This window comes from Stenotrophomonas sp. SAU14A_NAIMI4_8 (assembly GCF_003086695.1).
Taxonomy (GTDB): Bacteria; Pseudomonadota; Gammaproteobacteria; order Xanthomonadales; family Xanthomonadaceae; genus Stenotrophomonas.
The window spans coordinates 1,591,680-1,612,541 of the sequence record NZ_CP025999.1 but is presented as its reverse complement, the minus strand read 5'-3'; the positions used below and the strand labels follow the sequence as shown (position 1 = coordinate 1,612,541).

23 protein-coding genes are annotated in these 20,862 nt (G+C 66.8%); 5 read left to right on the top strand and 18 right to left on the bottom strand.

Annotated features, from left to right (window positions below; genetic code table 11):
* Positions 1-3: 3 nt before the first annotated feature.
* The 8 genes from C1930_RS07425 to grxD all read right to left on the bottom strand — a co-directional run bounded on the left by C1930_RS07425 (position 4) and on the right by grxD (position 9,076).
* On the bottom strand, positions 4-513 hold the full coding sequence (locus C1930_RS07425) for a PilX N-terminal domain-containing pilus assembly protein (protein WP_108771416.1): 510 nt from the start codon (positions 511-513) through the stop codon (positions 4-6).
* Positions 514-517: 4 nt separating this feature from the next.
* On the bottom strand, positions 518-1,684 hold the full coding sequence (locus C1930_RS07420) for a PilW family protein (protein WP_199912414.1): 1,167 nt from the start codon (positions 1,682-1,684) through the stop codon (positions 518-520).
* Positions 1,681-2,157, bottom strand: coding sequence for a type IV pilus modification protein PilV (pilV, locus tag C1930_RS07415; protein ID WP_108752687.1), 477 nt, complete (start codon positions 2,155-2,157; stop codon positions 1,681-1,683). The genes C1930_RS07420 and pilV overlap by 4 nt, the downstream gene beginning before the upstream one ends.
* Positions 2,154-2,669 carry a GspH/FimT family pseudopilin gene (locus C1930_RS07410; protein ID WP_108771415.1) on the bottom strand — a complete coding sequence of 172 codons (516 nt, stop codon included), beginning with the start codon at positions 2,667-2,669 and terminating at the stop codon, positions 2,154-2,156. Before C1930_RS07410 ends, pilV begins: the two co-directional genes overlap by 4 nt.
* 233 nt (positions 2,670-2,902) lie before the next feature.
* Positions 2,903-4,291, bottom strand: a complete 1,389-nt coding sequence (ppnN, locus tag C1930_RS07405; RefSeq protein WP_108749166.1) for a nucleotide 5'-monophosphate nucleosidase PpnN — start codon at positions 4,289-4,291, stop codon at positions 2,903-2,905.
* Positions 4,292-4,543: 252 nt separating this feature from the next.
* Positions 4,544-7,738 (bottom strand): carboxypeptidase regulatory-like domain-containing protein, encoded by a 3,195-nt coding sequence (locus C1930_RS07400; protein WP_108755850.1) that lies wholly within the window; start codon positions 7,736-7,738, stop codon positions 4,544-4,546.
* Positions 7,739-7,985: 247 nt separating this feature from the next.
* A complete protein-coding gene (locus C1930_RS07395; RefSeq protein ID WP_108755849.1) occupies positions 7,986-8,759 on the bottom strand; it encodes an SDR family NAD(P)-dependent oxidoreductase in 774 nt (257 codons plus the stop codon).
* Entirely contained in the window at positions 8,756-9,076 is a 321-nt protein-coding gene (grxD, locus tag C1930_RS07390; protein WP_108749163.1) for a Grx4 family monothiol glutaredoxin, read from the bottom strand. Before grxD ends, C1930_RS07395 begins: the two co-directional genes overlap by 4 nt.
* Before the next feature lie 119 nt (positions 9,077-9,195).
* Between grxD and C1930_RS07385 the strand changes: the two genes are divergently transcribed.
* Positions 9,196-9,774, top strand: a complete 579-nt coding sequence (locus tag C1930_RS07385; protein WP_108757686.1) for a superoxide dismutase — start codon at positions 9,196-9,198, stop codon at positions 9,772-9,774.
* Between the two features lie 52 nt (positions 9,775-9,826).
* Here the strand turns inward: C1930_RS07385 and C1930_RS07380 are convergent, their stop codons facing one another.
* From C1930_RS07380 to purE, 3 genes are all read right to left on the bottom strand, one after another.
* Positions 9,827-10,168 (bottom strand): carboxymuconolactone decarboxylase family protein, encoded by a 342-nt coding sequence (locus C1930_RS07380; RefSeq protein WP_108752682.1) that lies wholly within the window; start codon positions 10,166-10,168, stop codon positions 9,827-9,829.
* A 97-nt stretch (positions 10,169-10,265) separates the two neighbouring features.
* Positions 10,266-11,414 (bottom strand): 5-(carboxyamino)imidazole ribonucleotide synthase, encoded by a 1,149-nt coding sequence (locus C1930_RS07375; RefSeq protein WP_108755848.1) that lies wholly within the window; start codon positions 11,412-11,414, stop codon positions 10,266-10,268.
* Positions 11,411-11,914 carry a 5-(carboxyamino)imidazole ribonucleotide mutase gene (gene purE, locus C1930_RS07370; RefSeq protein WP_079221357.1) on the bottom strand — a complete coding sequence of 168 codons (504 nt, stop codon included), beginning with the start codon at positions 11,912-11,914 and terminating at the stop codon, positions 11,411-11,413. Before purE ends, C1930_RS07375 begins: the two co-directional genes overlap by 4 nt.
* A 58-nt stretch (positions 11,915-11,972) precedes the next feature.
* Between purE and C1930_RS07365 the strand changes: the two genes are divergently transcribed.
* The 3 genes from C1930_RS07365 (at position 11,973) to C1930_RS07355 (ending at position 14,155) form a co-directional block, all read left to right on the top strand.
* A complete protein-coding gene (locus C1930_RS07365; RefSeq protein WP_005408847.1) occupies positions 11,973-12,242 on the top strand; it encodes a Trm112 family protein in 270 nt (89 codons plus the stop codon).
* Positions 12,239-13,090 (top strand): carboxylating nicotinate-nucleotide diphosphorylase, encoded by an 852-nt coding sequence (gene nadC, locus C1930_RS07360; protein ID WP_108755847.1) that lies wholly within the window; start codon positions 12,239-12,241, stop codon positions 13,088-13,090. Before C1930_RS07365 ends, nadC begins: the two co-directional genes overlap by 4 nt.
* Positions 13,091-13,204: 114 nt before the next feature.
* Complete coding sequence (locus tag C1930_RS07355) at positions 13,205-14,155, top strand: DUF2272 domain-containing protein (protein WP_108755846.1); 951 nt, start codon at positions 13,205-13,207, stop codon at positions 14,153-14,155.
* On the opposite strand, the gene C1930_RS07350 is transcribed toward C1930_RS07355, so the two are convergent.
* Positions 14,049-15,515: a PhoPQ-activated protein PqaA family protein gene (locus C1930_RS07350; RefSeq protein WP_159093567.1), complete on the bottom strand. Its 1,467-nt coding sequence runs from the start codon at positions 15,513-15,515 to the stop codon at positions 14,049-14,051. The two genes, C1930_RS07355 and C1930_RS07350, sit on opposite strands and share 107 nt — an antisense overlap.
* 261 nt (positions 15,516-15,776) lie before the next feature.
* Here C1930_RS07350 and C1930_RS07345 point away from each other — a divergent pair, with 261 nt between their 5' ends.
* The gene (locus C1930_RS07345; protein ID WP_108755844.1) at positions 15,777-16,127 is read left to right on the top strand and encodes a DUF3301 domain-containing protein; all 351 of its coding nucleotides are present in this window, start codon (positions 15,777-15,779) and stop codon (positions 16,125-16,127) included.
* Between the two features lie 70 nt (positions 16,128-16,197).
* On the opposite strand, the gene C1930_RS07340 is transcribed toward C1930_RS07345, so the two are convergent.
* From C1930_RS07340 to C1930_RS07315, 6 genes are all read right to left on the bottom strand, one after another.
* Complete coding sequence (locus C1930_RS07340; RefSeq protein ID WP_108755843.1) at positions 16,198-16,650, bottom strand: ClpXP protease specificity-enhancing factor; 453 nt, start codon at positions 16,648-16,650, stop codon at positions 16,198-16,200.
* 84 nt (positions 16,651-16,734) lie between these two features.
* On the bottom strand, positions 16,735-17,370 hold the full coding sequence (locus C1930_RS07335; protein WP_075674863.1) for a glutathione S-transferase N-terminal domain-containing protein: 636 nt from the start codon (positions 17,368-17,370) through the stop codon (positions 16,735-16,737).
* A 133-nt stretch (positions 17,371-17,503) separates the two neighbouring features.
* Positions 17,504-18,253 carry a cytochrome c1 gene (locus C1930_RS07330; RefSeq protein WP_108771413.1) on the bottom strand — a complete coding sequence of 250 codons (750 nt, stop codon included), beginning with the start codon at positions 18,251-18,253 and terminating at the stop codon, positions 17,504-17,506.
* Entirely contained in the window at positions 18,246-19,505 is a 1,260-nt protein-coding gene (locus C1930_RS07325; protein WP_108752673.1) for a cytochrome bc complex cytochrome b subunit, read from the bottom strand. Before C1930_RS07325 ends, C1930_RS07330 begins: the two co-directional genes overlap by 8 nt.
* Positions 19,505-20,125: a ubiquinol-cytochrome c reductase iron-sulfur subunit gene (petA, locus tag C1930_RS07320; protein ID WP_108749154.1), complete on the bottom strand. Its 621-nt coding sequence runs from the start codon at positions 20,123-20,125 to the stop codon at positions 19,505-19,507. The genes C1930_RS07325 and petA overlap by 1 nt, the downstream gene beginning before the upstream one ends.
* A 143-nt stretch (positions 20,126-20,268) precedes the next feature.
* The coding region (locus C1930_RS07315; protein WP_234412745.1) for an IS481 family transposase at positions 20,269-20,862 on the bottom strand (594 nt) is incomplete at its 5' end.

Below are 20,862 nucleotides of genomic sequence, written 5' to 3'. Positions count from 1 at the left end.
GCCTCAGAGCTTGAAGATGGAATCGACCGACGCCGTGGACGAGGAGTCCGTTGCGGTATCGGTAGCGAAAGTGGTGATCTGGTAGATGGGCGTGACCGGATCCAGCGGCTTGCCCATCGACAGCGAGCCGCCGCCGATCACGCAGGTATCGATGCGGCGCACGTTCACCGCCTGCACCGTGGTGAGCGGGCGGTCGCGGCCCCAGCCCACCGGATCGAAGGCGATATCGCAGTTGTCCTGGATATCACTGGCCACCAGCGGTGCATCGGCAGCGGCGGCGGTGCGGTTGGCGATGGCTTCCACCGCGCGTTCGCTGCGCCGGGTCACGCCTTCGGCATTCTGGAAGGCGATATTGGTAGCCAGGTAGTTGGACGCCATCTTTTCCTGCATGCCCGCCACCTGCATGCCGGCAATGCCGATCAGCGCCAGCAGGATCAGCATGATCAGCGCGACGTACAACACGGCACCGCGCTGCTGGCGGGGCATCGGACGGATGCGGGCTCGAGCGTTCATGGCATCAGTTCCCGAAGAGGCGGTTACGCAGGGCAATGGTGGATTCGTAGGCGGCGCGGTAGCGTGCGTCGTTCGGCGTGGACGGCGCGAAGCCGACGCCGAGCATGCGCGGGTAGCGCAGCGCATCGGTGGCCGCTTCGGCCTGCGAGGGCTGCGGGCTGCGCGCCAGGATGCCGACCTGCACCTGGCCCACGCGCCGCCACTGCGCCGCTGCCGCTGCGTTGGTGCCGGTGGACACGCCGCTGGCAATGGCCACGGTGGTGATGTTGCCGGTGGGCGGGGTGGTGCTGGTGATGGCCGCGGTGCTGTCCAGGCCGAACAGCAGCTGCAGGTTCTCGATGCCTTCCACCAGTTCTTCGGCGGCGGCATAGCCGTCGGCACCGTCCGAGCGCGCACGCATCAGCGCCGGTTCGCCGGTGGTACCGGAGGTACCCACGAAATACACCACCGATTCGGCGCGGTAGATCATGGTCTGGCCGGTGGGCTGCACGGTGTAGCGGTCCAGGTTGGCGCCGCTGGCGGTGACCTGGCCTTCGGCATACGTGCCCTTGAACACGTTCACATGGCTGCAGTCGGCCACGCCGAACAGCGTGGGCGCGGTCACGCCACCTTCCAGCAGGCGCTTGCCAATGGTGCCGTCGAAGCCGACCACGCTGTTGGCGCCGGGCGCCAGCGCGGTGACCGGCACGCCTTCGGCGGCCAGGTAGCGCAGCACCAGCACATCACTGCCATCGCGCGGCTTGAGCGCACTGATCGAGCTCGGCAGGCCCGTCACCGCCGGCCAGCTGCCACCGACGGTCAGGCTGGTGCCCGGCCCGGTGCCCGGGGCCTCATAGCCCTGGATGCTGACACTGAAATCCAACGGATGGCCCGAACCGGTGGCGGCGCCGGTGTTGATGGTCGGGTCGCCCTCGCCCTTCACGAAATGCGCCTGGTCGTTCACGCAACCGAAGTGGCCGGCCATGCGGATGTCACGCTGCAGGAATTCCAGTGCGAAGCGGCCGTTTTCCTGCGCGCGGGCATTGCCTTCGGCCAGCCGCGAGGCGGTGCGCGAGGCGATGAACACCTGTACCACGCCCAGCATCAGCACCAGGCCGATGACCATGGCCACCATCATTTCGATCAGCGACAGACCGGCGGCCTGGCGGCGGGAGGACAGGTGCGCGCTCACAGCTGCGATACCAGGGTGAAGGTGGTGCGGGCGTTGGGATCCTGCGGATCCCAGCGCTGGTCGCCCCAGGCGATGCCCACGGTGACCCGGCCGTTGGCGTTGAGCACGGTGGCGCTGGCGCCCTCGCCCAGCGACTGCACCACCTGGCACTGCCAGCGGGTGATGTTGCTGGCCACGCCCTGGTCGGCGCCGAGCACGCGGGTGCAGGAACTGGCGCTGACCGAGTTGGCCGCGAAGCTGGCGCCGGTGTACCAGCCCGCCTGGTAGCGGTTGCTGCGCATCTGGTCCAGCAGGTCGTAGGCCAGGTTGGTGGCCTGGGTGCGGTAGTTGGCGCTCTGCACGAAGCGCACGTTCATGGTCTGCAGCAGGGCGAAGCCCAGCAGGCCGAAGCCGAGGATCAGGATGGCGATCAGCACTTCCAGCAGGCTGAAACCGGCCTGGCGCCGCGAGAACGAGGGAAGACGACGGCTCATTGGCAGGCGGCCTTGGTGGAGGTGATCTGGCCTGCCGCGTTGACGGACAGGGTACGGCGCTGGGGATCGCTGCCGCATTTCACTGGCTGCAGGGTGATCTGCTGGGTGGCGGCCGCGCGGCGGCGACCGCGGGCATCGAAGGCGACTTCGGCCGCCGGGCCGGTGACGGTGACCGAATCGGAGGTGACCGAGACGAAGCGCAGCACGACCTCGTTGGCGCCCTTGCTGCCATTGCCGTCCACGTCGGCCCAGGCCAGCATGCCCGAGCGCCAGGCGCCATCGCAGCTGCTGCCGTCGGAGCTGCCGCAGACCCCGCCGCCGCGCTTGTTGCGCACGGCCTCGCTGCGGGCCAACGACAACAGGCCGGTCATTTCATTGCCGGCCGAGGCGATGCGGTTGGAACGGATGGTGCTCTGGAAACTCGGAAACGCAATCGTGCCGAGAATGGCGACCACCGCGATGGTGACCATCAACTCGACCAGCGTGAAGCCGTTGGACCGGCGCAGTTTCATTGGACGCTCCCCAGCGTGTTGGTGGCCACGATGGCGCAGCCACCGGCCGCCGGCAAGCGGCGGCAGGATGAACGGTCAGTTCCGGGCGATGGGCGTCAAAGGGTTGACACGCCAGCGTGCCGGACGGGGGTCAGAGCCCCTGCGGGGATCCGACCCCGGGTCGGTGCGATGGGGTCAGAGCCCCTGCGGGGATCCGACCCCGGGTCGGTGCACGGGGCTCCGACCCCGGCCGGTCAGGCCAGCACCTGGTAGCAGGGCTGGTATTCGCCGGAAATCTTCATCCGGCGCTGGTCGACGAACGCGCGCAGCAGCGCGTCCAGGGCCTGCATCATGTCGGCATCGCCATGGATCTGGAACGGACCGAACTCCTCGATGCGGCGCATGCCGTCTTCCTTCACGTTGCCGGCCACGATGCCCGAGAACGCCCGGCGCAGGTCGGCCGCCAGCGCGTGCGGGGCACGGCCGTGGTGCAGGTCCAGCGCGGCCATCGCTTCGTGGGTCGGCACGAACGGCTGCTGGTACTCCCACGGAATCTCGATGGACCAGTTGAAGAAGAACGAATCCTTCTGCGCCAGGCGGTACTCGCGCACCTGCTTGATGCCGCTGGCCATCTTCTTGGCCACGGCCACCGGGTCGCCGATGATGATCTCGTAACGGTCGGCAGCGGCATCGCCCAGGGTCAGGCGGATGAAGCGGTCGATCTGCTCGAAGTACGGCGCGGCCACGGTCGGGCCGGTCAGGATCAGCGGGAACGGCAGGTCCTTGTTTTCCTCGCGCAGCAGGATGCCCAGCAGGTACAGGATCTCTTCGGCGGTACCGACGCCACCGGCAAACACGATGATGCCGTGGCCGATGCGGACGAAGGCCTCCAGGCGCTTCTCGATGTCCGGCATGATGACCAGGTGGTTGACGATCGGGTTCGGCGACTCGGCCGCGATGATGCCCGGCTCAGTCAGGCCGATGTAGCGGGTGACCGTCCTGCGCTGCTTGGCGTGGGCGATGGTGGCGCCCTTCATCGGGCCCTTCATGGCGCCTGGGCCGCAGCCGGTGCAGATGTCCAGGCCGCGCAGGCCCAGCTCGTAACCCACCTGCTTGGTGTACAGGTACTCGTCGCGGCCGATCGAATGGCCGCCCCAGCAGACCACCAGGTTCGGGTCGCCCGGGTTGAGGATGCGCGCGTTGCGCAGCAGGCCGAACACCGCGTTGGTGATGCCTTCGGACGATTCCAGCTCGGCCGCGTAGGCCGGGCCCATCTCGATGGCCATGTAGGCCAGGTCACGCACCACCGCGAACAGCAGCTCGGCCACGCCGCGGATGATCTCGCCGTCGACGAAGGCCATCGCCGGGGCGTTCACCAGGTCGATGCGCACGCCGCGATCCTGCTGCGCCACCTGGATGTCGAAATCGGGGTAGAGATCACGCGCGGCGCGCGGATCGTCCGAGGCACTGCCACTGGTCAGCACGGCCAGTGCGCAGCGGCGCAACAGTTCGTGCATGCCGCCGCCGGAGGCATCGCGCAGGCGCGCCACTTCGGCGCGCGACAACACATCCAGCCCACCACGCGGGTAGATCCGCGCATCCTGCACCGGCAGCGCACGGGCTGCCTTTTCGTTCGTGGTCATATCCAACTTTTCGCTTCCTTCAAGGTTTCCGACTGTACTGCCGCCCCCTTAAAAAGCAAAACGGCCGGGAAACCCGACCGTTGGATGCGTGCTGACCGCGTTCGCCGTTGCTGGGACCGCCGTTGCGGCGAGGGCGCCGCGCACGTGTCTGGATGCTACGCCGAAGCCAAACGCCCCGCAAGCACTTTCGCCTGAACGGAAAACGGCCGGGTTTCCCCGGCCGTTTCCGTGTGCAGCAACTACGTCAGTTCATCAGAACTGGTAGCGGAAGCCCAGCTGCAGCGACCACTGCGAGACACCGACGTCGAAGCCGTCTGCGTCTGCGTTGGCCACGGTCGGGGTGTCCGCGCCGCGGTAGTTGTACACGTACTTGCCCTGGTACATGCCCTGCAGGGTGGCCACACGGCTGTCGGCGAAGAAGCCGTAGTCGTAGATGTTGCCCCACTTCTTGTTCAGCATGTTGCCGATGTTCTGCACGTCCAGCCAGATCTCGGACTTGTGGCCCTTCATGAAGCCCGGCAGCTGCTGGCTGATGCGCAGGTCGAAGGTGTTGATCCAGCCGGTACGGAACTGGTTGGCACCCGGCGTGGTGCCGGCGTACTTGGCCAGATCCGGGTTGGCGGCCAGCCATGCGAAGAAGTTCTTTTCCATGGCCGCATCGGCGGTGAACTGGCCATTGGCTGCCAGCGTACCGAACAGCACGTCGCCCGGGCCCTTCGGCACGTAGAACAGGTCGTTGGCGCTGCGGCCGTCGCCGTTGGCATCGTTGACGAAGACGTAGCTGTACGGACGACCGCTACGGCCTTCGTACACCAGGCCGACCTTGGTTTCGTAATCGCCGAAGAACTTGTGCTTCCAGTTCAGCGAACCCGACAGGCGGTCACGGATCTGGTAGCGCGAGGTGTTCTCGATTTCGGTGTTGGCGTCGAAGGCGTACTGGTAGTTCCAACCCGAGCTGGCGGTGGAGCTGGTCAGCGAGCCGACTTCGGTCGCATCGGTGTAGGTGTAGCCGATGTTCCAGGACCAGTCACTGGTTTCCGACCACGGCTTGCTCAGCGACGCGGTGAACTGCGACGTGCGGCCCTTGTCGGTGTTGGTGATCAGGTAGACGTTGTTGTAGTTGGCACGGTTGCGGCCAAAACGGGCGTCGCCCGAGGTCCAGGCGCCGTTCTTGCTGGCGCTGTAGAACATGTCACGACCATCCGGACCCTGGTACTGCACCGGACCCAGGTTCAGGTTCTGGTAGTACAGGCCGTCCTTGACCTTGGTGACCAGCAGTTCGGCCGAAGCCACGATGCCGTACCACGGGGTTTCGTGGTCGAAGGCCAGGTTGGCCTTGTAGGTCGACGGCATGCGGAAGTCATTGCCGACGAAGTTGACGTTCTGCACGGCCGAACCTGCGCCTGCCGGAACCGGCTGGCTGTCCTTGTCCGGGCTGAAGACCAGGGTCGGATCGTAAACGGTGCGGTTGTAGACGCTGGTGTTGAAACCGGTCGCCGAGTAGCTGTTGCTCAACCACACCTGCGGGGAATCACCCTGGAACAGGCCCACGCCGCCGCGCAGCTGGGTCGGGCGCTCGGTGTCGAAGGTGTAGTTGAAACCGAAGCGCGGCTGGACCAGGAACTTGTTGTTCAGGACCTTGCTGTTGTTGTAACCGAAGAAGGTCGAGGCCGGTGCGTTGTAGGCCGGGGCCGGGCTGGTGTCCGGACGGTCAGCGCGCAGACCCAGGGTCAGGGTCAGGTTGCTGTTGACGTACCAGGTGTCCTGCACGAACAGGGCCAGGTTGCTGTACTTGTAGTCAGCGGCGATCGAACCGGCGCTGCGCTCCGGAGCGTAGTCGTAGGTGCTCCAGATACCGTTGGCGAAGTTGTTCAGGCCATAGAAGGTATAGGTGCCCCACGAGTTGGCGCCGTAGTAGTTGTAGATGTCGTTGGTGTCGTAGGAGGCACCGAACTTGACGTCGTGGTCACCCAGGGTCAGGGTGCCGGCGGCGTAGTAGTTCCACGCCTTGGTCTCGAGGATGTTGTCCTGCGAGTTGACTTCGGTACCCAGGTACAGCGAGTCACCCGACGGCGCAGCCTGGGTGCCGCCGAAGTAGATGCGGATGCTGGGCGCGTTGGTGTTGACGGCACGGATGGCCGAGTACTCGCGGTACGAAGCCTTCAGTTCGGTCGAGAAGTTGTCGGTCCAGTCGCTGAAGACCTGGGCAACGTAGCTCTCGTTGGTCTTGTTGTGCTGGTACCAGTACGAGTTCAGCGAAGCCGAGCTGGTGGTCATGCCGTTGATGCGCAGCTTGCTCTGGTCGATCTTGCTGTAGCGCACGCTGGCACGGTGGTTGTCGCTGATGTTCCAGTCCAGCTTCAGCGCGTACTCTTCCATGTTCGTGTCGCCATTGCTTTCCAGGCCACCGGCGTCGATGCCGTAGCCCTGGGCAATTTCCTGCGCACGGGTCACGTCAGCCAGGGTGAACTGGCCATTGGCCTTGCCCAGCGGCGTGGTCGACAGGTCAGCACCCGGTGCGGCCTGTTCGAACTTTTCGTAGTTGGCGAAGAAGAACAGCTTGTCCTTGACGATCGGGCCGCCCAGGGTCATGCCGTAGGTCTTTTCCTTGGTGAAACCGTTGAAGGGCTGGCCTTCCGGGTTGTCACCGAACCAGTCGCCGTCACGGTAGGTGCCGTAGACCGAACCGTGGAATTCATTGGTACCGGACTTAGTGACCGCGTTGACGGTGGCACCGGCGGCGGCAGCGATGCTGACGTCGTAGTTGGACAGGTTGATGTCCAGCGCTTCGATGGCTTCCATGGCGACCGGCTGGCGGCGGGTCGGCATGTTGTTGCCTTCCAGGCCGAAGGTGTCGCTGGCCGACACGCCGTCGATGTTCACCGAGTTGTAGCGCGGGTTCTGGCCACCGGCCGAGATCGAGCCCGAGGCGCGATCAATGAAGGTGACGCGCGGATCCAGACGCATCAGATCCTGGATGTTGCCGCCGATGGACGGCGCAACTTCGATCTGCTGCTGGCTGAGGTTGGTGCCCGAGCCCATCTTGGTGGCGCTGAACACTTCCGAGCCGCCGCCGACAGCGGTGACCTGCACGGTGTCCAGGTTGGTCGCGCCGGCCAGGTCACCGGCCAGGGTGGCGTTGATGGTGCCGGTCTGGTTCACGCCCAGGTAGACGCCATCTTCGGTCTTGGTGCCTTCACCCGGCTTGGTGATGGTGATGGTGTACGGACCGCCCACGCGCAGGCCGCGCGCGTTGTAGCGACCGGCCGCGTCGGTGGTCGCACGCGAGACGGTGCCCGACTCACTGTGGGTGATGGTGACTTCAGCGCCGGCAACGGGCTGGCCGCTGCGGGACACGACCTGGCCGCCGACACCGGCAGAGGTGCTCTGGGCGAAGGCGGGGGCGGCGGCAAGTGCAGCCACGAGACCAAGGGTGAGCTTGGACATCCGGAGTGGGTGGGTCATTTTTCGGTAGCCTCGATGCGAGTTGGCGATGGCGGAAAAAAAGCGCATCCAAACAGCCTTGCGGGTGGCTGCTCGGAGATTTATCTGGGGTTCCCTACCGTGAACGGCAGCTGCCGCAACGGTTAACACTAGATTAACACGCTATCCCATCAATGTGACGGTTGTGCGACAAACGGCACCGGATCGCAACGCTATCGTGACGGAATCTTCATTCCGGGCTATCGAGCGCTTAACAGGACACTGTGTCCGCGCGGGCGTCAAGCACCTGGCCCCGCCAAGGGTGGCCGGCGGCGGACAGCAGCGCAACAGCGGCCTCGGCCGCCGTTTCCGGGCCCACCGCGGTCGCGTCCTCGTCGATCGAGTAGGCGCGGGCGCGCAGCGCCGTGCGCAGCGGGCCGGGGTACAGCCCCGACACCCGCACCGGGCCGCTGGCCAGTTCATCGTGCAGGCTGGCGATCAGGCCGCGCAGCCCATGCTGGGCAACGCCATAACCACCCCAGTAGGCCTGCCCCACCCGCTCGGGCGCGTCCACGGCGAACACCAGGGCGGCATCCTCGCGCTGGCGCAGCAGGGGCAGGCAGGCCTGGGCCAGCCAAGCCGGCGCGGTCAGGGTGACATGCACGGCGCGTGCGAAGCTGGCCGGATCGGCCAGTTCAAACGGGGTCAGGCCGGGGAAATGCGCGGCGCAGACCAGCAGCCCGTCCAGGCGGCCCAGCTCGCGGCCGATGGCCTGGGCCAGATCGGCGTAGTCGTCGGGACTGGCGCCTTCCAGATCCAGCGGATACAGCAGCGGCTCGGGGCCCACGGCCTGCACCTGGGCATAGACCCGGTCCAGTCGGCGCGGCTTGCGCCCCAGCAGCACCACCGTTGCACCGGCCCGGGCGGCAGCGACTGCGGCGGCACTGCCCAGCCCTCCGCCGGCGCCGGCCACCAGCACCACGCGGTCCCGCAGGGGACGGCCATCGAGCGCCGTATCGGTCGACGTCGACGGCCAGGCACTCATCCCTGGGTGGCCTCTTCGACGATGCGCTTGAGCTCGCCGGCCTCGAACAGTTCCATGATGATGTCGCAGCCGCCGATCAGCTCGCCGTTGATGAACAACTGCGGGAAGGTGGGCAGGTTGGAGAAGCGCGGCAGGTTGGCGCGGATCTCCGGCTCTTCGAGCACGTTGACCGTGCGCAGCGACACCGCGCCTGCGGCCATCAACGCCTGCACGGCGCGGCTGGAGAAGCCGCACATCGGGTATTGCGGGGTGCCTTTCATGAACAGCACGAGCGGGTAACGATCCACCTCGGCCTGGATTTGCTGCATTACCGCCACACCTCACTCCTTGCTTCGCCGGACAAACCGACCGCGGTGGTCGGCTAGACTGCCCACGGTAGCCGCCATTGTATGCCGATGGTACCGGCTGCCACCGCTCCCTGGCCACGAACCTGTCCATGTCTGTCGAACTGCCTGCCCTGCCCTACCTTCCCGGCTCCCTGCAGCCGCACCTGTCGGCCACCACCGTGGAGCTGCACCACGGCCGCCACCATCGCGCCTACGTGGACGCGGTGAACACCGCCATTGCCGGCACCGAATGGGAAGAGGCCACGCTGGAAGACATCGTGCGCCAGACCCAGGGCGCGCTGTTCGATGCCGCCGCCCAGGCCTGGAACCACGGCTTCTACTGGCAATGCCTGCGCCCGCGCGGCGGCGGCGAACCGCAGGGGCGCCTGGGCGAACTGGTGAAGCGCCAGTTTGGCGATGCGCAGCGCCTGCGCGAGGAATTCAACCGCGCTGCGCTGGGCCTGTTCGGCTCGGGCTGGGCCTGGCTGGTGCAGCACCCTGGCGGGCAACTGGGCATCCAGGTCACCCGCAATGGCGGCACGCCCCTGACCGGCGACAGCACGCCACTGCTGTGCTGCGACCTGTGGGAACACGCCTACTACACCGACTACCAGAACGAGCGCGCGCGCTATCTGGACGGGTTCTGGCAGCTGGTGAACTGGGAATTCGCCGAAAGCCAGCTGCGCTGAGACGGACCGCCGGGCATGGCCCGGCGCTACTTCACCCCGGCGCTGCCGTGCCTCACGCGTTCTCGTGCGCGGCCACTGCATCCATCACCCGCGCCGAATAGACCAGCGCGGCGCCGGCATTGAGCGACACCGCCACACCCAGCGCCTCGGCAATCTCTTCGCGGCTGGCGCCCTGCTTCAGCGCCGCATCCACGTGCACGGTGATGCAGCCGTCGCAGCGGGTGGTGACCGCCACTGCCAGCGCGATCAGTTCGCGGGTCTTCGCATCCAGGTGGTTGGTCTGCGCGCCGGCATTGGCCAGCGTCGCGTAGCCCTTCAGGGTGTCGGGCGAGAGCTTGCCGATCTCGCCGATGCGGCCCTTCAGTTCCTTGCGGTAAGCGTTCCAGTCGAGCATGGCGGTGACTCCGGGGAAAGGAGCCCCACGCTACCACCGCAGGGGCTGCGCCGATGCGTACACCGGCGCGCCACAATGTTGCAGCGTTGCGCCCGCCTCAGCGGTTGCGCAGCGCGTGTACCGCCGGGGCGACCTGCGCCTGGCGGTCCAGTTCCAGCCCGACCTGCTCCAGGGCATCGGCCAGGGCATCGGCCTGGTCGTCGCGCAGCGTGGCATGGCCCACCTTGCGGCCATCACGCGGCTGCTTGCCGTAATCGTGCCAATGGCCGCTGGCCTGGCCCAGCACCGGTGCCGGATCGGGCATGGCGCCCAGCCAGTTCAGCATGCAGGCATGGCCGAGCATGCGGGTGCTGCCCAGCGGCAGGCCCAGCACGGCGCGCAGGTGGTTCTCGAACTGCGAGGTCTCGCTGCCTTCGATGGTCCAGTGCCCGGAATTGTGCACGCGCGGCGCCATCTCGTTGGCCAGCAGTTCGCCATCGCGGCAGAACAGTTCCAGCGCGAACACGCCCACATACTGCAGGTGGTCGGCCACGCGGCGCGCGTAGCCAATGGCAGCTTCGTGCTCGGCTGCGGACAGCACGGCCGGGGCCACGCTGGCCGACAGCACGCCATCGACATGCCAGTTGCCGGTGACCGGCCAGGCCTGGAAGCTGCCATCGCGGCCACGCACGGCCACCACGCTCACTTCGCGCTGGAAGGCAACGAAGCCTTCCAGGATCAGTCCGGTGCGCTCGACCTGCGCGCCCAGCGCGTCCCAAGCGGCGTCGATGTCGGCCGCGCTGCGCAGGCGGAACTGACCCTTGCCGTCGTAGCCCAGGCGGCGGGTCTTGAGGATGCACGGCAGACCGAACTCGGCGGCCTTCGCGGCCAGCTCGTCACGGCTGCGGATATCGGCAAAAGCCGGCAGCGGAATGCCCAGCTGCTGGAACAGGGTCTTCTCGCTCAGCCGGTCCTGGGCCACCGCCAGCGCGGCCGGCGGCGGGTAGACCGGCACGCGGTCGGCGAGGAACTCCGCGCTGTCGGCCGGCACGTTCTCGAAGTCGAAGGTGACCACGTCCACCTTGGCGGCGAAATCCGCCAGCGCCTGGCGGTCGTCGAAGGCGGCGACGGTGAGCGGCGCCAACGGCCCACTGCAGGCGTCGGCCGCCGGATCGAACAGTTCAAAGCGCAGGCCCAGCGGCGCACCGGCCAGGACCATCATGCGGGCGAGCTGGCCGCCGCCCAGGATGCCGACGGTCAGGTTCATTGGCGCGGGTCGTCGTGGGCCATCACGTCTTCGGTCTGGCGGGTGCGGAACGCCTCCAGCGCCTGGCCGATGGCCGGCTGGTCGCTGGCCAGCATGGCCGCGGCGAACAGAGCGGCATTGGAGGCGCCCGCATTGCCGATGGCGAAGGTGGCCACCGGAATGCCGGCCGGCATCTGCACGATCGACAGCAGCGAATCCATGCCGTTCAAGGCCTTGGACTGCACCGGCACGCCCAGCACCGGCACTGCGGTCTTGGCCGCGATCATGCCCGGCAGGTGGGCGGCACCGCCGGCACCGGCGATGATGGCGCGCAGGCCGCGCGGGCCGGCTTCTTCGGCATAGCTGAACAACACGTCCGGCGTGCGGTGGGCCGAAACCACCTTCACTTCGAACGGAACACCCAGGGCTTCAAGCTTCTGGGCCGCGTGCTGCATGGTTTCCCAATCGGAGCGGGAACCCATGACGATGCCGACGAGCGGCGCGATCGGGTTGGGGGTCATTGGCCGTCACCTACCTTAAAGACGTATTCTAGCCGTCTTCCACGCAAGACGAAGAACCATGGATCGCAAGCTGCTTGACCTGCTGGTGTCGCCCGATACCCGCCAGCCCCTGTCCCTGCTGGATGGCAAGGGCCTGGAAGCCCTCAACAAGGCCATTTCCGCCGGTGCGGTGAACAAGGCCGATGGCAATCCGCTGGCCCAGCCGCTGCGCGAGGCCCTGGTGACCCGCGACCGCAAGCAGGTGTTCCGGGTAGACGACGGCATTCCGGTACTGCTGGCCGAAGAGGCCATCCCGACCGCGCAGATCGCCGACTTCCCCGCCGCATGAGTACCCTGCCGGCGCCGGATGCGGCCCAGGTCGCGGCCGATGTCGCCCGCGCATTGGCCGAGGACCTGGGCAGCGGTGACGTCACCGCCGCCCTGCTGCCTGACCAACCGGACAGCGCCTACCTGCTGTGCAAGCAGGATGCGGTGATCTGCGGCCGGCCGTGGTTCGACGCCACCCATCGCGCGCTCGATCCGCAGGTCCGCATCGACTGGCAGGTGGACGAAGGCGCGGTGGTCAAGGCCGGCACGGTCCTGGCCCTGCTGCAGGGCCGCAGCCGCAGCCTGGTCAGCGCCGAGCGCACCTCGCTGAATTTCCTGCAGACCCTGTCCGGCACCGCCACCACCACCGCGCGCCATGTGGCGGCCGTGGCCGGAACCGGCACGCGCATCCTGGACACCCGCAAGACCCTGCCCGGCCTGCGCCTGGCGCAGAAATACGCAGTGCGCTGCGGTGGCGGCGACAACCACCGCTTCGGCCTGTACGACACAGTGATGCTGAAGGAAAACCACATCCGCGCCGCCGGCTCGCTGCCGGCTGCGGTGGCTGCTGCACGCCAGCAGTGGCCGCAGTTGCCGCTGGTGGTGGAAGTGGAAGACCTGGAGCAGCTGCAACAGGCGCTGGACGCCGGCTGCGAGCGCATCCTGCTGGATGATTTCAGCGCCGACCTGCGGCGCGAGGCGGTGCGCATCACCGCCGGCCGCATTCCACTGGAAGTATCCGGCAGCGTGGGCCTGGACGGCCTGCGCGCCATTGCAGAAGACGGCGTCGACTGCATTTCCATTGGCGGCCTGACCAAGCATGTGCAGGCGATCGATCTGTCACTGAAGCTGGGCCCGCCGCCGCGCTGAGGCCTGGCATGGGGTCAGATCCCTTTCCCATGGGAAAGGGATCTGACCCCGTTCTCACACCCTGCGTTCACGACGGCACTGCGACGCTGCGGCCATCCCCCACAGGAGCCGCGCATGCGCCGGATGCTGTTGCCTGCCTGCCTGCTGCTGGCCGCCGCGCCGCTGTCGGCCGCCGCCGCCGAAGCCTGCGACGTGCCACCCCGCTATGGCCTGAGCCCACTGGCGATCTCCATCCGCAACGCGGCCTGCAACGAACACCGGCTGTGGTACCGCGCCTTCATCGACCGCGAAGGCCGTGCGGCCAGCCTCACCGTCACCGAGGCCGAGAGCGGCCATCTGGCCGACAACGGTCTGGTGGCCTGGCGGCGCGTGGCCGCCTACTGGCGTGACAGCGGCACGTTGAACGCGATGGGCAGCATCGACGGCGCCAGCAGCTGCCTGGCGCCCCTGGGAGTGCGCTACACCGACAGCGACTGCCGCGCCTTCCTGGTCGACAACCCGTGGTCGGCCGCGTTCATTTCCTGGGTGATGGTGCGCGCCGGGGTGCCCGGCTTCACCACCTCGCCGCGCCACATCGACTACATCCGCGCTGCCTACCAGGCCGGCCCGGCCGGCAGCCCGTACCGGCTGCTGGACCCGGCCACCGCCAAGCCCGCCCCCGGCGACATGGTGTGCTACCTGCGCGACCGCAGCAGCACCCTCAGCTACAGCGGGCTGGTGCAGGCACTGGGCAACGGCTCGGTGGGCCATTGGAAATCGCATTGCGAAGTCGTGGTGGCCGCCAACCTGGGCGGCGACCAGACCCTGTACCTGGTGGGCGGCAACGTGATGAACACCGTGGCCATGCGCCTGCTGCAACTGGATCGCAGCGGGCGCATCCAGCTGCCGCCGGCACGCACGCGCGACAGCACCGGCATCGATACCAGCTGCACGCCGGGGCGCGAAGACGAGTGCAGCTTCAATCGACAGGACTGGGCGGCGCTGCTGCAGCTGAATGTTGCAGCGCCGTTGCCGGCACAGCCGGCGTTGTCGCCACTGCCCGTGCAGGCGGCGCCGAGCCGCTGAGCGGCACCAGCCTGCAGCGCCCCTCGCCCTGCGACGGGGGCTGCGCAGGAAATCGATCCTGCGGCAGCACCTGCACCGGCGTGGTCACCACCATGCCGTCGTCGTAGTGCAGTTCGACGAACGAAGCGCTCCAGCCGCGTGCTGGCACAGCCAATGGTGGTGACACCCCGCCCTGGTCGTTGAGTTCAAGCTCGGCCGATTGATACGTGATGCCGCAGGCGTGGCGGAAATCGCGCGCGTGCGGGTTGTGGGCCTGCCACAGCAGCGCGCGGCGTGGCCGTTCGCCCTGCGCCCGCACCTGCAACCGGCCTTCTTCGGCGTTCCACTGCGAATCGATCTGCGGCAACCCCCTGCCGGTGCGCCAGCGCCGCAGCGTCGGCAGCAGCGCATCGACGGTGAAGCGGCGGATGCCACCGTGATCGCTGTTCGGTGCCATGCGCAGGGCCGTGGGCCCCTGCAGCGCAGGCAGATAGTGCGACGCCGCATCCGGCGGAAAGAAGTCGTCGCCGCTGGCGTTGACCAGCAGCTTGGGCAGGGCCAGCCGTGCCGCCCGTGGCCCGTCCAGGTGCGTGTAAGGGTCCACGATGCGCATGAGATCGGCAAAGCCTGCCGTGCCGATCTCGGCGGTGATGCCGTGGTCGACATACGGTTGCAACGCGATCGGCCAGCGCCCGGCGTGCACGCTGCGGATGTGCGGCGCCAGCGCCTGCCAGTGCATGTCGATCACGAACGGCGCCAGATGGCTGACCCGCTCATCCACCAGCGGCAGCAACCAGGTGATCCAGCCGCGCTTGGACGCGCCGGTGACGATATAGGACGGGCGTTGTACCGCTGGCAGCTCGCGGTCGGCCAGGTCCAGCGCGCGCACCGCCGCTTCCGTCATCGGTACATGCAGGGGCCAATGCGCGGGGCGCGCAGGGTCGTCCAGATAGCGACGCCAGGTGGCAGCCACCAGATCATCTTCGGTGCGCAGCGCGGTGTCCCCCGGCAACGCCATGGCCTGCGGCGGCACGTCGGCAAGCGACACCACCGCCATGCCCAGCGTGCGCACCAGCGTTTCCAGCACCTCGGCCGGCAGGTCCGTGGCCGTTCCGGCCGGGCGCCCGCCGCCTTCATGGGCCACGCCATTGTTGATGACCAACAGGGCCGGACCGGGTTGCGGCGCATCGGGCTGAAGCACCTCCACCCGATGGCGCCAGGCCGGCCCCTGCTGCCGGTCAGGCCAGCGCTGCGACTGCAGCGTGAACTGGCGCCGCTGGCCACCCGGGAAAGACGAGGTTGCGCCCCGTTCGTACGGCAGGGACTGCTCTGGCTGCGGCCCTGCACCGACGGCACCTTCTGCGGACGATGCGCATGCCATGCCTGCCGCCCCCATCAGGACCATCATCGCCACCGTCTTCGCTCCCTGCATCTGCCGCCTCGCCGCCTGTAGGAAAGCACCGACCCTGCCGGTGTGGCGGCGGCGCTTCGAGAGGCAATGGCGACAGCGTTGTCGGCGCGGGGGCCCGCGGTGCCGTCACGGACAGGCCCGCGGCAGTTTTCAGCCCGGAAACGTCACGGCGCTTGATCCCGGCCCGCTTCGCCGCCATCTTGACTGCATCGACTCCAGATATTCCACGCCATGCCCACCCTGCTGTTGTTGCTGATCGTTGGCGGTATCGTCTACTTCTTCTGGAATGCCGCACGTTCGGCCGCCGAGCGCGCGGTGGAACTGGGTCGCAATGCCTGCCGTGCCGCCGACGTGCAGTGGCTGGACCAGGCGGTGCACGCCACCGGCCTGCGCCTGTCGCGCGGCGAGGATGGCCGGCTCGGTTTCGAGCGCACCTTCAAGTTCGAGTATTCCTACGATGGCATCGATCGCCATGTCGGGCGGATGGTGCTGCGCGGTGATCAGCTCGTTTCGTTCACGGGGCCGGGCGCGGCGCGGATCAGCAGGATCCGCGCGGATGTGGATGAGGCCGAGGATATCTAGCCGGTAGCGCCGGGCCATGCCCGGCGAGCGCAGCGGCAGAGGTGTGCCGACCACCGGTCGGCACCCACATTTATTTGACCACGCGCAGGGTCGGTCGGCCCTTCGGCGGCGGGTTGGACGGCGGCGTGTCGTCCGGCGGGGTGTCGCCCTCGTGCAGCGGCTCGTCACTGGCGGCGGTCGTTTCGGCACCGGGAATATCGTCCGGCAGTGCCATGCCCTGCCCGGTTTCGCGCGCGTATACGGCCAGCACCGCGCTGATCGGCACCTGCACCGGGTAGCTGGTGCCGGAGAAGCGCGCCGAGAAGCTCACCATCTCGTTGTCGATCATCAGCCGCACCACCGCACGCTCGGCGATGTTCAGCACCACGCGCCCGTCCTTCACGGCCGAAGGCGGTACCTGCACGCCGGGCACGCCGGCGTCGACCAGGATATGCGGGGTCAGCTGGTTGTCGTTGATCCATTCCACCAGGGCCCGCAGCAGGTACGGGCGGTGGCTGGTCATGTGGAAGAAGTCGTCGGTCATGCGTGAAGTGTACGCGCACGGCGCCCCTGTCGGGGCGCATCGCGGCACGCCGGTGGGCGTGCAGACGGGAACTGCGGCAATCGCCTAGACCGGCAGGTCGCGCAGCTTCTTTTCCTGATCGGTCAGGCTGCGCACGAACCCGGGGTGGCGGAAGATGCGGTTGCCATAGTCTTCGATGGCCTTGCCATCCTTGGGCAGCGGCACGTCCAGCGACTGCAGGCGCCAGATGATGGGCGCCATCGCGCAGTCGGCCAGGCTCATTTCCGGGTTCAGGAAGAACTTGCTGGCCTTGAACAGCGGCAGCGATGCGGTCAGCAGTTCCTTCAGGCGCTTGCGGCCGGCTTCGGCCTGGGTCTTGTTGCCCAGCTGGATGGCCTGCACCTGCGGCACCCAGTCGTGCTCGATGCGCAGCATGGCCAGGCGGATGCGGGCACGCGACAGCGGATCGACCGGCATCAGCGGCGGATGCGGGTAGCGCTCATCCAGGTACTCACTGACCACCGAGGCGGCGTACAGCACCAGCTCGCGCTCTACCAGGGTGGGCACCGAGTGGTACGGGTTGAGATCGATCAGGTCTTCCGGCGGGTTCTGCGGATCGACCGGCACGAAATCATAGGTCACGCCCTTGGCCGCCAGGACCAGGCGCACCCGATGGCACAGGACATCGTCGTTCGAGGAAAACAGCGTCAGTGTATTGCGCATGCGTACGCTCGCCGCCATCAAAGGCTCTCCCACGACAGGAGACCGCCTGCCGTACCGGCGCCACCAGCCCCTTGCCGGTGGTCGACTCCTGCCCGAGTGTGCAACCGGGCATCACAAAAGCCAATAGGCCTGAGGCAATGCCCCGCCCGGCTCAATGCACGTCCTTCCAGTATTCCTTCTTCAACAGATACAGCAGGAAGGTCAGCAGGGCCAGGAACAGGATCACCCATACGCCCAGCTGCTGGCGCTTCAGTGCGGCCGGTTCGCCTGCGTATTCCAGGAAGTTGGTGATGTCGCGCACGGCCTGGTCGTACTGCCCGGCATCCACGCTGCCGGGACTGTCGATGCGCAGGCCGGTGACCGGCGGGTCCATGCCCGGCGCTTCGGCCTTGCCATGCACCGCGTGCTGCAGCCCCTGCATTTCCCACAGCGGGTTGGGCATGGAGGCATTGGGGAACACGGTGTTGTTCCAGCCCAGCGGACGGCTGCTGTCCAGGTAGAAGGACTTCAGGTAGGTGTAGATCCAGTCGCTGCCACGCACGCGGGCGATCAGGCTGAGATCGGGCGGCATCTTGCCGAACCATTTCTCGGCCTGTTCCTTCGGCATCGACACCGGCACCGGATCGCCGATGGCCGAACCGGTGAAGTTGAGGTTGTTCATCACCTCTTCCTCACTCAGGCCCAGATCCTGGCCCATGCGCGAATAGCGCAGGTACTTCAGCGCGTGGCAGCCGGAGCAGTAGTTCATGTACAACTGCGCGCCGCGCTGCAGCGACGCGCGGTCACCCAGATCATTGCCGGCCTGCAGCAGTTTGGCGCCGCCCTCGGCGGCGTGGGCCAGGCTGCTGCCCAGCACAAAGGCGGCCACCAGGGCCAACCGGACCATCCAGCGCTCAGTCATGCGTGGTCACCCTTTCCGGTACCGGCTTGGTCTTGTCCAGCCTTGTCCATAGCGGCATGGTGATGAAGAACGCGAAGTACAGGAAGGTCAGCACCCGCCCGACATAGGTCTCGTGCGCGTCGGTGCCTGGGCCCGAGCCGATCACCCCCAGCCACACGAAGCACACGGCGAACACCCCCAGCAGCACCTTCGACAGCAGGCCGCGGTAGCGGTAGGACTTGACCCGCGCACGGTCCAGCCACGGCACCAGGAACAGGATCGCAATGGCCGAGAACATCACCAGCACGCCGCCCAGTTTGTTGGGCACCACGCGCAACATTGCGTAGTACGGGGTGTAGTACCAGACCGGCTTGATGTGTTCGGGCGTGACCAGCCGGTTGGCTTCGGTGAAGTTGTCGTGTTCCAGGAACAGACCACCGAAGGCCGGGGCGAAGAAGATGATGAAGGCGGCGATGACCAGCAGGAACCCGACGCCGACGCCATCCTTCAACGTGTAGTACGGGTGGAACGGAATGCCATCGGCCGGCGCATTCGGCGACCAGCGGTTGCCCTTGGGCCCCTTCTTGATCTCCACGCCGTCGGGGTTGTTCGAGCCCACTTCGTGCAGCGCGCCCAGGTGCAGCACCACCAGCAGCAGCAGCACCAGCGGCAGGGCGATCACGTGCAGGGCGAAGAAGCGGTTCAGCGTGGCATCGCTGGGCAGGTAGTCGCCCATGATCCATTCGGTCAGGCCGTTGCCAATGACCGGGATGGCGCCGAACAGCGAGATGATGACCTTGGCGCCCCAGAACGACATCTGGCCCCAAGGCAGCACGTAGCCCATGAAGGCTTCGGCCATCAGCACCAGGTAGATCAGCATGCCCAGGATCCACACCAGTTCGCGCGGCTTCTGGTAACTGCCGTACAGCAGGCCGCGGAACATGTGCAGGTAGACCACGATGAAGAACAGCGAGGCCCCGGTGGAATGCATGTAGCGGATCAGCCAGCCCCATTCCACATCACGCATGATGTATTCGATGGAGGCGAACGCTTCGGCGGCGTTCGTCTTGTAGTGCATGGTCAGGAAGATGCCGGTGACGATCTGGTTGACCAGGATCAGCAGCGCCAGCGAGCCGAAGTAGTACCAGATGTTGAAGTTCTTCGGCGCGTAGTACTCGCTGACATGCTTGCGGTAGACCGGCATCAGGCCGGGCGCGCGCGCGTTGACCCAGTCGGCCACGCCGCTGGCGGTACGGCTGAGGATGTTGCTCATCAGGCAGCCCCCTGCGGATCGACACCAATGATGACGGTGTTGTCGTCCTGGTAGTGGTGCGGTGGCACCAGCAGGTTGATCGGCGCCGGCACGTCCTTGAACACGCGGCCGGACATGTCGAAGCGCGACTTGTGGCAGGGGCAGAAATAGCCCCCCTTCCACTGCGGGTCGTAGGGTTCAGGGCGGATCTCGGCGACCATTTCCGGCGAACAGCCCAAGTGCGTGCACAGCCCGACCAGGACCGAGATTTCCGGTTTGATCGAACGCAGCTCGGGGTTCTGCTTCAGCACGTACTCGGGCTGCTGGTCCTTCTCGCCCGATTCGGGATCCTTCAGGCGGCCATCGAGCCCATGCAGCGCATCAAGGATGGCCTTGGAGCGCTTGACGATCCAGATCGGCTGGCCGCGCCATTCCACGATCAGGCGTTGGCCTTCCTGCAGCGCGCTGATGTCGGCCACCACCGGTGCGCCGGCAAGCTTGGCACGGGCACTGGGGTTCCAGGACTTGATGAAAGGAACAGCGGTGAAGCCGACGCCGACGGCACCCACCACGGCAGTGGTGGCAGTAAGAAAACGCCGACGTCCGGTGTTGACTGGATCGTATACCCCATCGTTGGCCATCCGGCACTCCGATATTGATTAGGTAGCTTTAAGGCTGCCAGCGGATCCGGTGGGGGCCAGAGCCGCATTGAATCGTGGTCGAGTGTAGCGGAACCGTCGCGCGCCACACAACGCGGTGCAACAAAATTTTGAACGTGTGCCGACTAACTGTGTAAACCCACTACGTTATTCAGCGGCACTCTGGAGATAGGTGGCTGGCCGCCGATCCCCATATGGGGACGGTGCCAGTTGTAGTGGTGCAGCCATTGGGTCAGCACGGAATTGCGTTGGTCCGAAGAGGCGTACTCGCAAGCGTAGGCCCACTCGCGCAAGCTGGTCTGGATGAAGCGCTCCGCCTTGCCGTTGGTGCGCGGTGTGTAGGGCTTGGTCCGGATGTGCTTGATTCCAAGGGATTTGAGCAGCTTGGCAAAGGCGGTGGAGCGATAGCAGGCGCCGTTGTCGGTCAGGATCCGCTTGAAGGTGATTCCCAAGCTGGCGTAGTACTCCAGAGCGCTCAGCAGCGCTTGGCAGGCCGTTTCTCCCTGTTCGTTGGGGTGAACGCTGCTGTAGGCGAGCCGGGAATGATCGTCGATGGCCACGTGGACGTACCCCCAGCCGCCGCCGGCAGCGTTTCCCCGGCGTTTGGCATCGGTTCTGTGCCCAGGCCTCTGGAAGTTGCCCAGTTTCTTGATATCCAGGTGCAGCAGTCCTCCGGGCTGATCGTATTCGTATCGGATGACCGCTTTGGGCGGATCCAG

What these genes read in the sequence shown, in the direction of transcription:
- C1930_RS07425 (WP_108771416.1), bottom strand. Translation starts at nt 513, where the DNA reads ATGAACGCTCGAGCCCGCATCCGTCCGATGCCCCGCCAGCAGCGCGGT.
- pilV (WP_108752687.1), bottom strand. Translation starts at nt 2,157, where the DNA reads ATGAGCCGTCGTCTTCCCTCGTTCTCGCGGCGCCAGGCCGGTTTCAGC.
- C1930_RS07410 (WP_108771415.1), bottom strand. Translation starts at nt 2,669, where the DNA reads ATGAAACTGCGCCGGTCCAACGGCTTCACGCTGGTCGAGTTGATGGTC.
- ppnN (WP_108749166.1), bottom strand. Translation starts at nt 4,291, where the DNA reads ATGACCACGAACGAAAAGGCAGCCCGTGCGCTGCCGGTGCAGGATGCG.
- C1930_RS07400 (WP_108755850.1), bottom strand. Translation starts at nt 7,738, where the DNA reads ATGTCCAAGCTCACCCTTGGTCTCGTGGCTGCACTTGCCGCCGCCCCC.
- C1930_RS07395 (WP_108755849.1), bottom strand. Translation starts at nt 8,759, where the DNA reads ATGAGTGCCTGGCCGTCGACGTCGACCGATACGGCGCTCGATGGCCGT.
- C1930_RS07385 (WP_108757686.1), top strand. Translation starts at nt 9,196, where the DNA reads ATGTCTGTCGAACTGCCTGCCCTGCCCTACCTTCCCGGCTCCCTGCAG.
- C1930_RS07380 (WP_108752682.1), bottom strand. Translation starts at nt 10,168, where the DNA reads ATGCTCGACTGGAACGCTTACCGCAAGGAACTGAAGGGCCGCATCGGC.
- C1930_RS07375 (WP_108755848.1), bottom strand. Translation starts at nt 11,414, where the DNA reads ATGAACCTGACCGTCGGCATCCTGGGCGGCGGCCAGCTCGCCCGCATG.
- purE (WP_079221357.1), bottom strand. Translation starts at nt 11,914, where the DNA reads ATGACCCCCAACCCGATCGCGCCGCTCGTCGGCATCGTCATGGGTTCC.
- C1930_RS07365 (WP_005408847.1), top strand. Translation starts at nt 11,973, where the DNA reads ATGGATCGCAAGCTGCTTGACCTGCTGGTGTCGCCCGATACCCGCCAG.
- nadC (WP_108755847.1), top strand. Translation starts at nt 12,239, where the DNA reads ATGAGTACCCTGCCGGCGCCGGATGCGGCCCAGGTCGCGGCCGATGTC.
- C1930_RS07355 (WP_108755846.1), top strand. Translation starts at nt 13,205, where the DNA reads ATGCGCCGGATGCTGTTGCCTGCCTGCCTGCTGCTGGCCGCCGCGCCG.
- C1930_RS07350 (WP_159093567.1), bottom strand. Translation starts at nt 15,515, where the DNA reads ATGGCATGCGCATCGTCCGCAGAAGGTGCCGTCGGTGCAGGGCCGCAG.
- C1930_RS07345 (WP_108755844.1), top strand. Translation starts at nt 15,777, where the DNA reads ATGCCCACCCTGCTGTTGTTGCTGATCGTTGGCGGTATCGTCTACTTC.
- C1930_RS07340 (WP_108755843.1), bottom strand. Translation starts at nt 16,650, where the DNA reads ATGACCGACGACTTCTTCCACATGACCAGCCACCGCCCGTACCTGCTG.
- C1930_RS07335 (WP_075674863.1), bottom strand. Translation starts at nt 17,370, where the DNA reads ATGGCGGCGAGCGTACGCATGCGCAATACACTGACGCTGTTTTCCTCG.
- C1930_RS07330 (WP_108771413.1), bottom strand. Translation starts at nt 18,253, where the DNA reads ATGACTGAGCGCTGGATGGTCCGGTTGGCCCTGGTGGCCGCCTTTGTG.
- C1930_RS07325 (WP_108752673.1), bottom strand. Translation starts at nt 19,505, where the DNA reads ATGAGCAACATCCTCAGCCGTACCGCCAGCGGCGTGGCCGACTGGGTC.
- petA (WP_108749154.1), bottom strand. Translation starts at nt 20,125, where the DNA reads ATGGCCAACGATGGGGTATACGATCCAGTCAACACCGGACGTCGGCGT.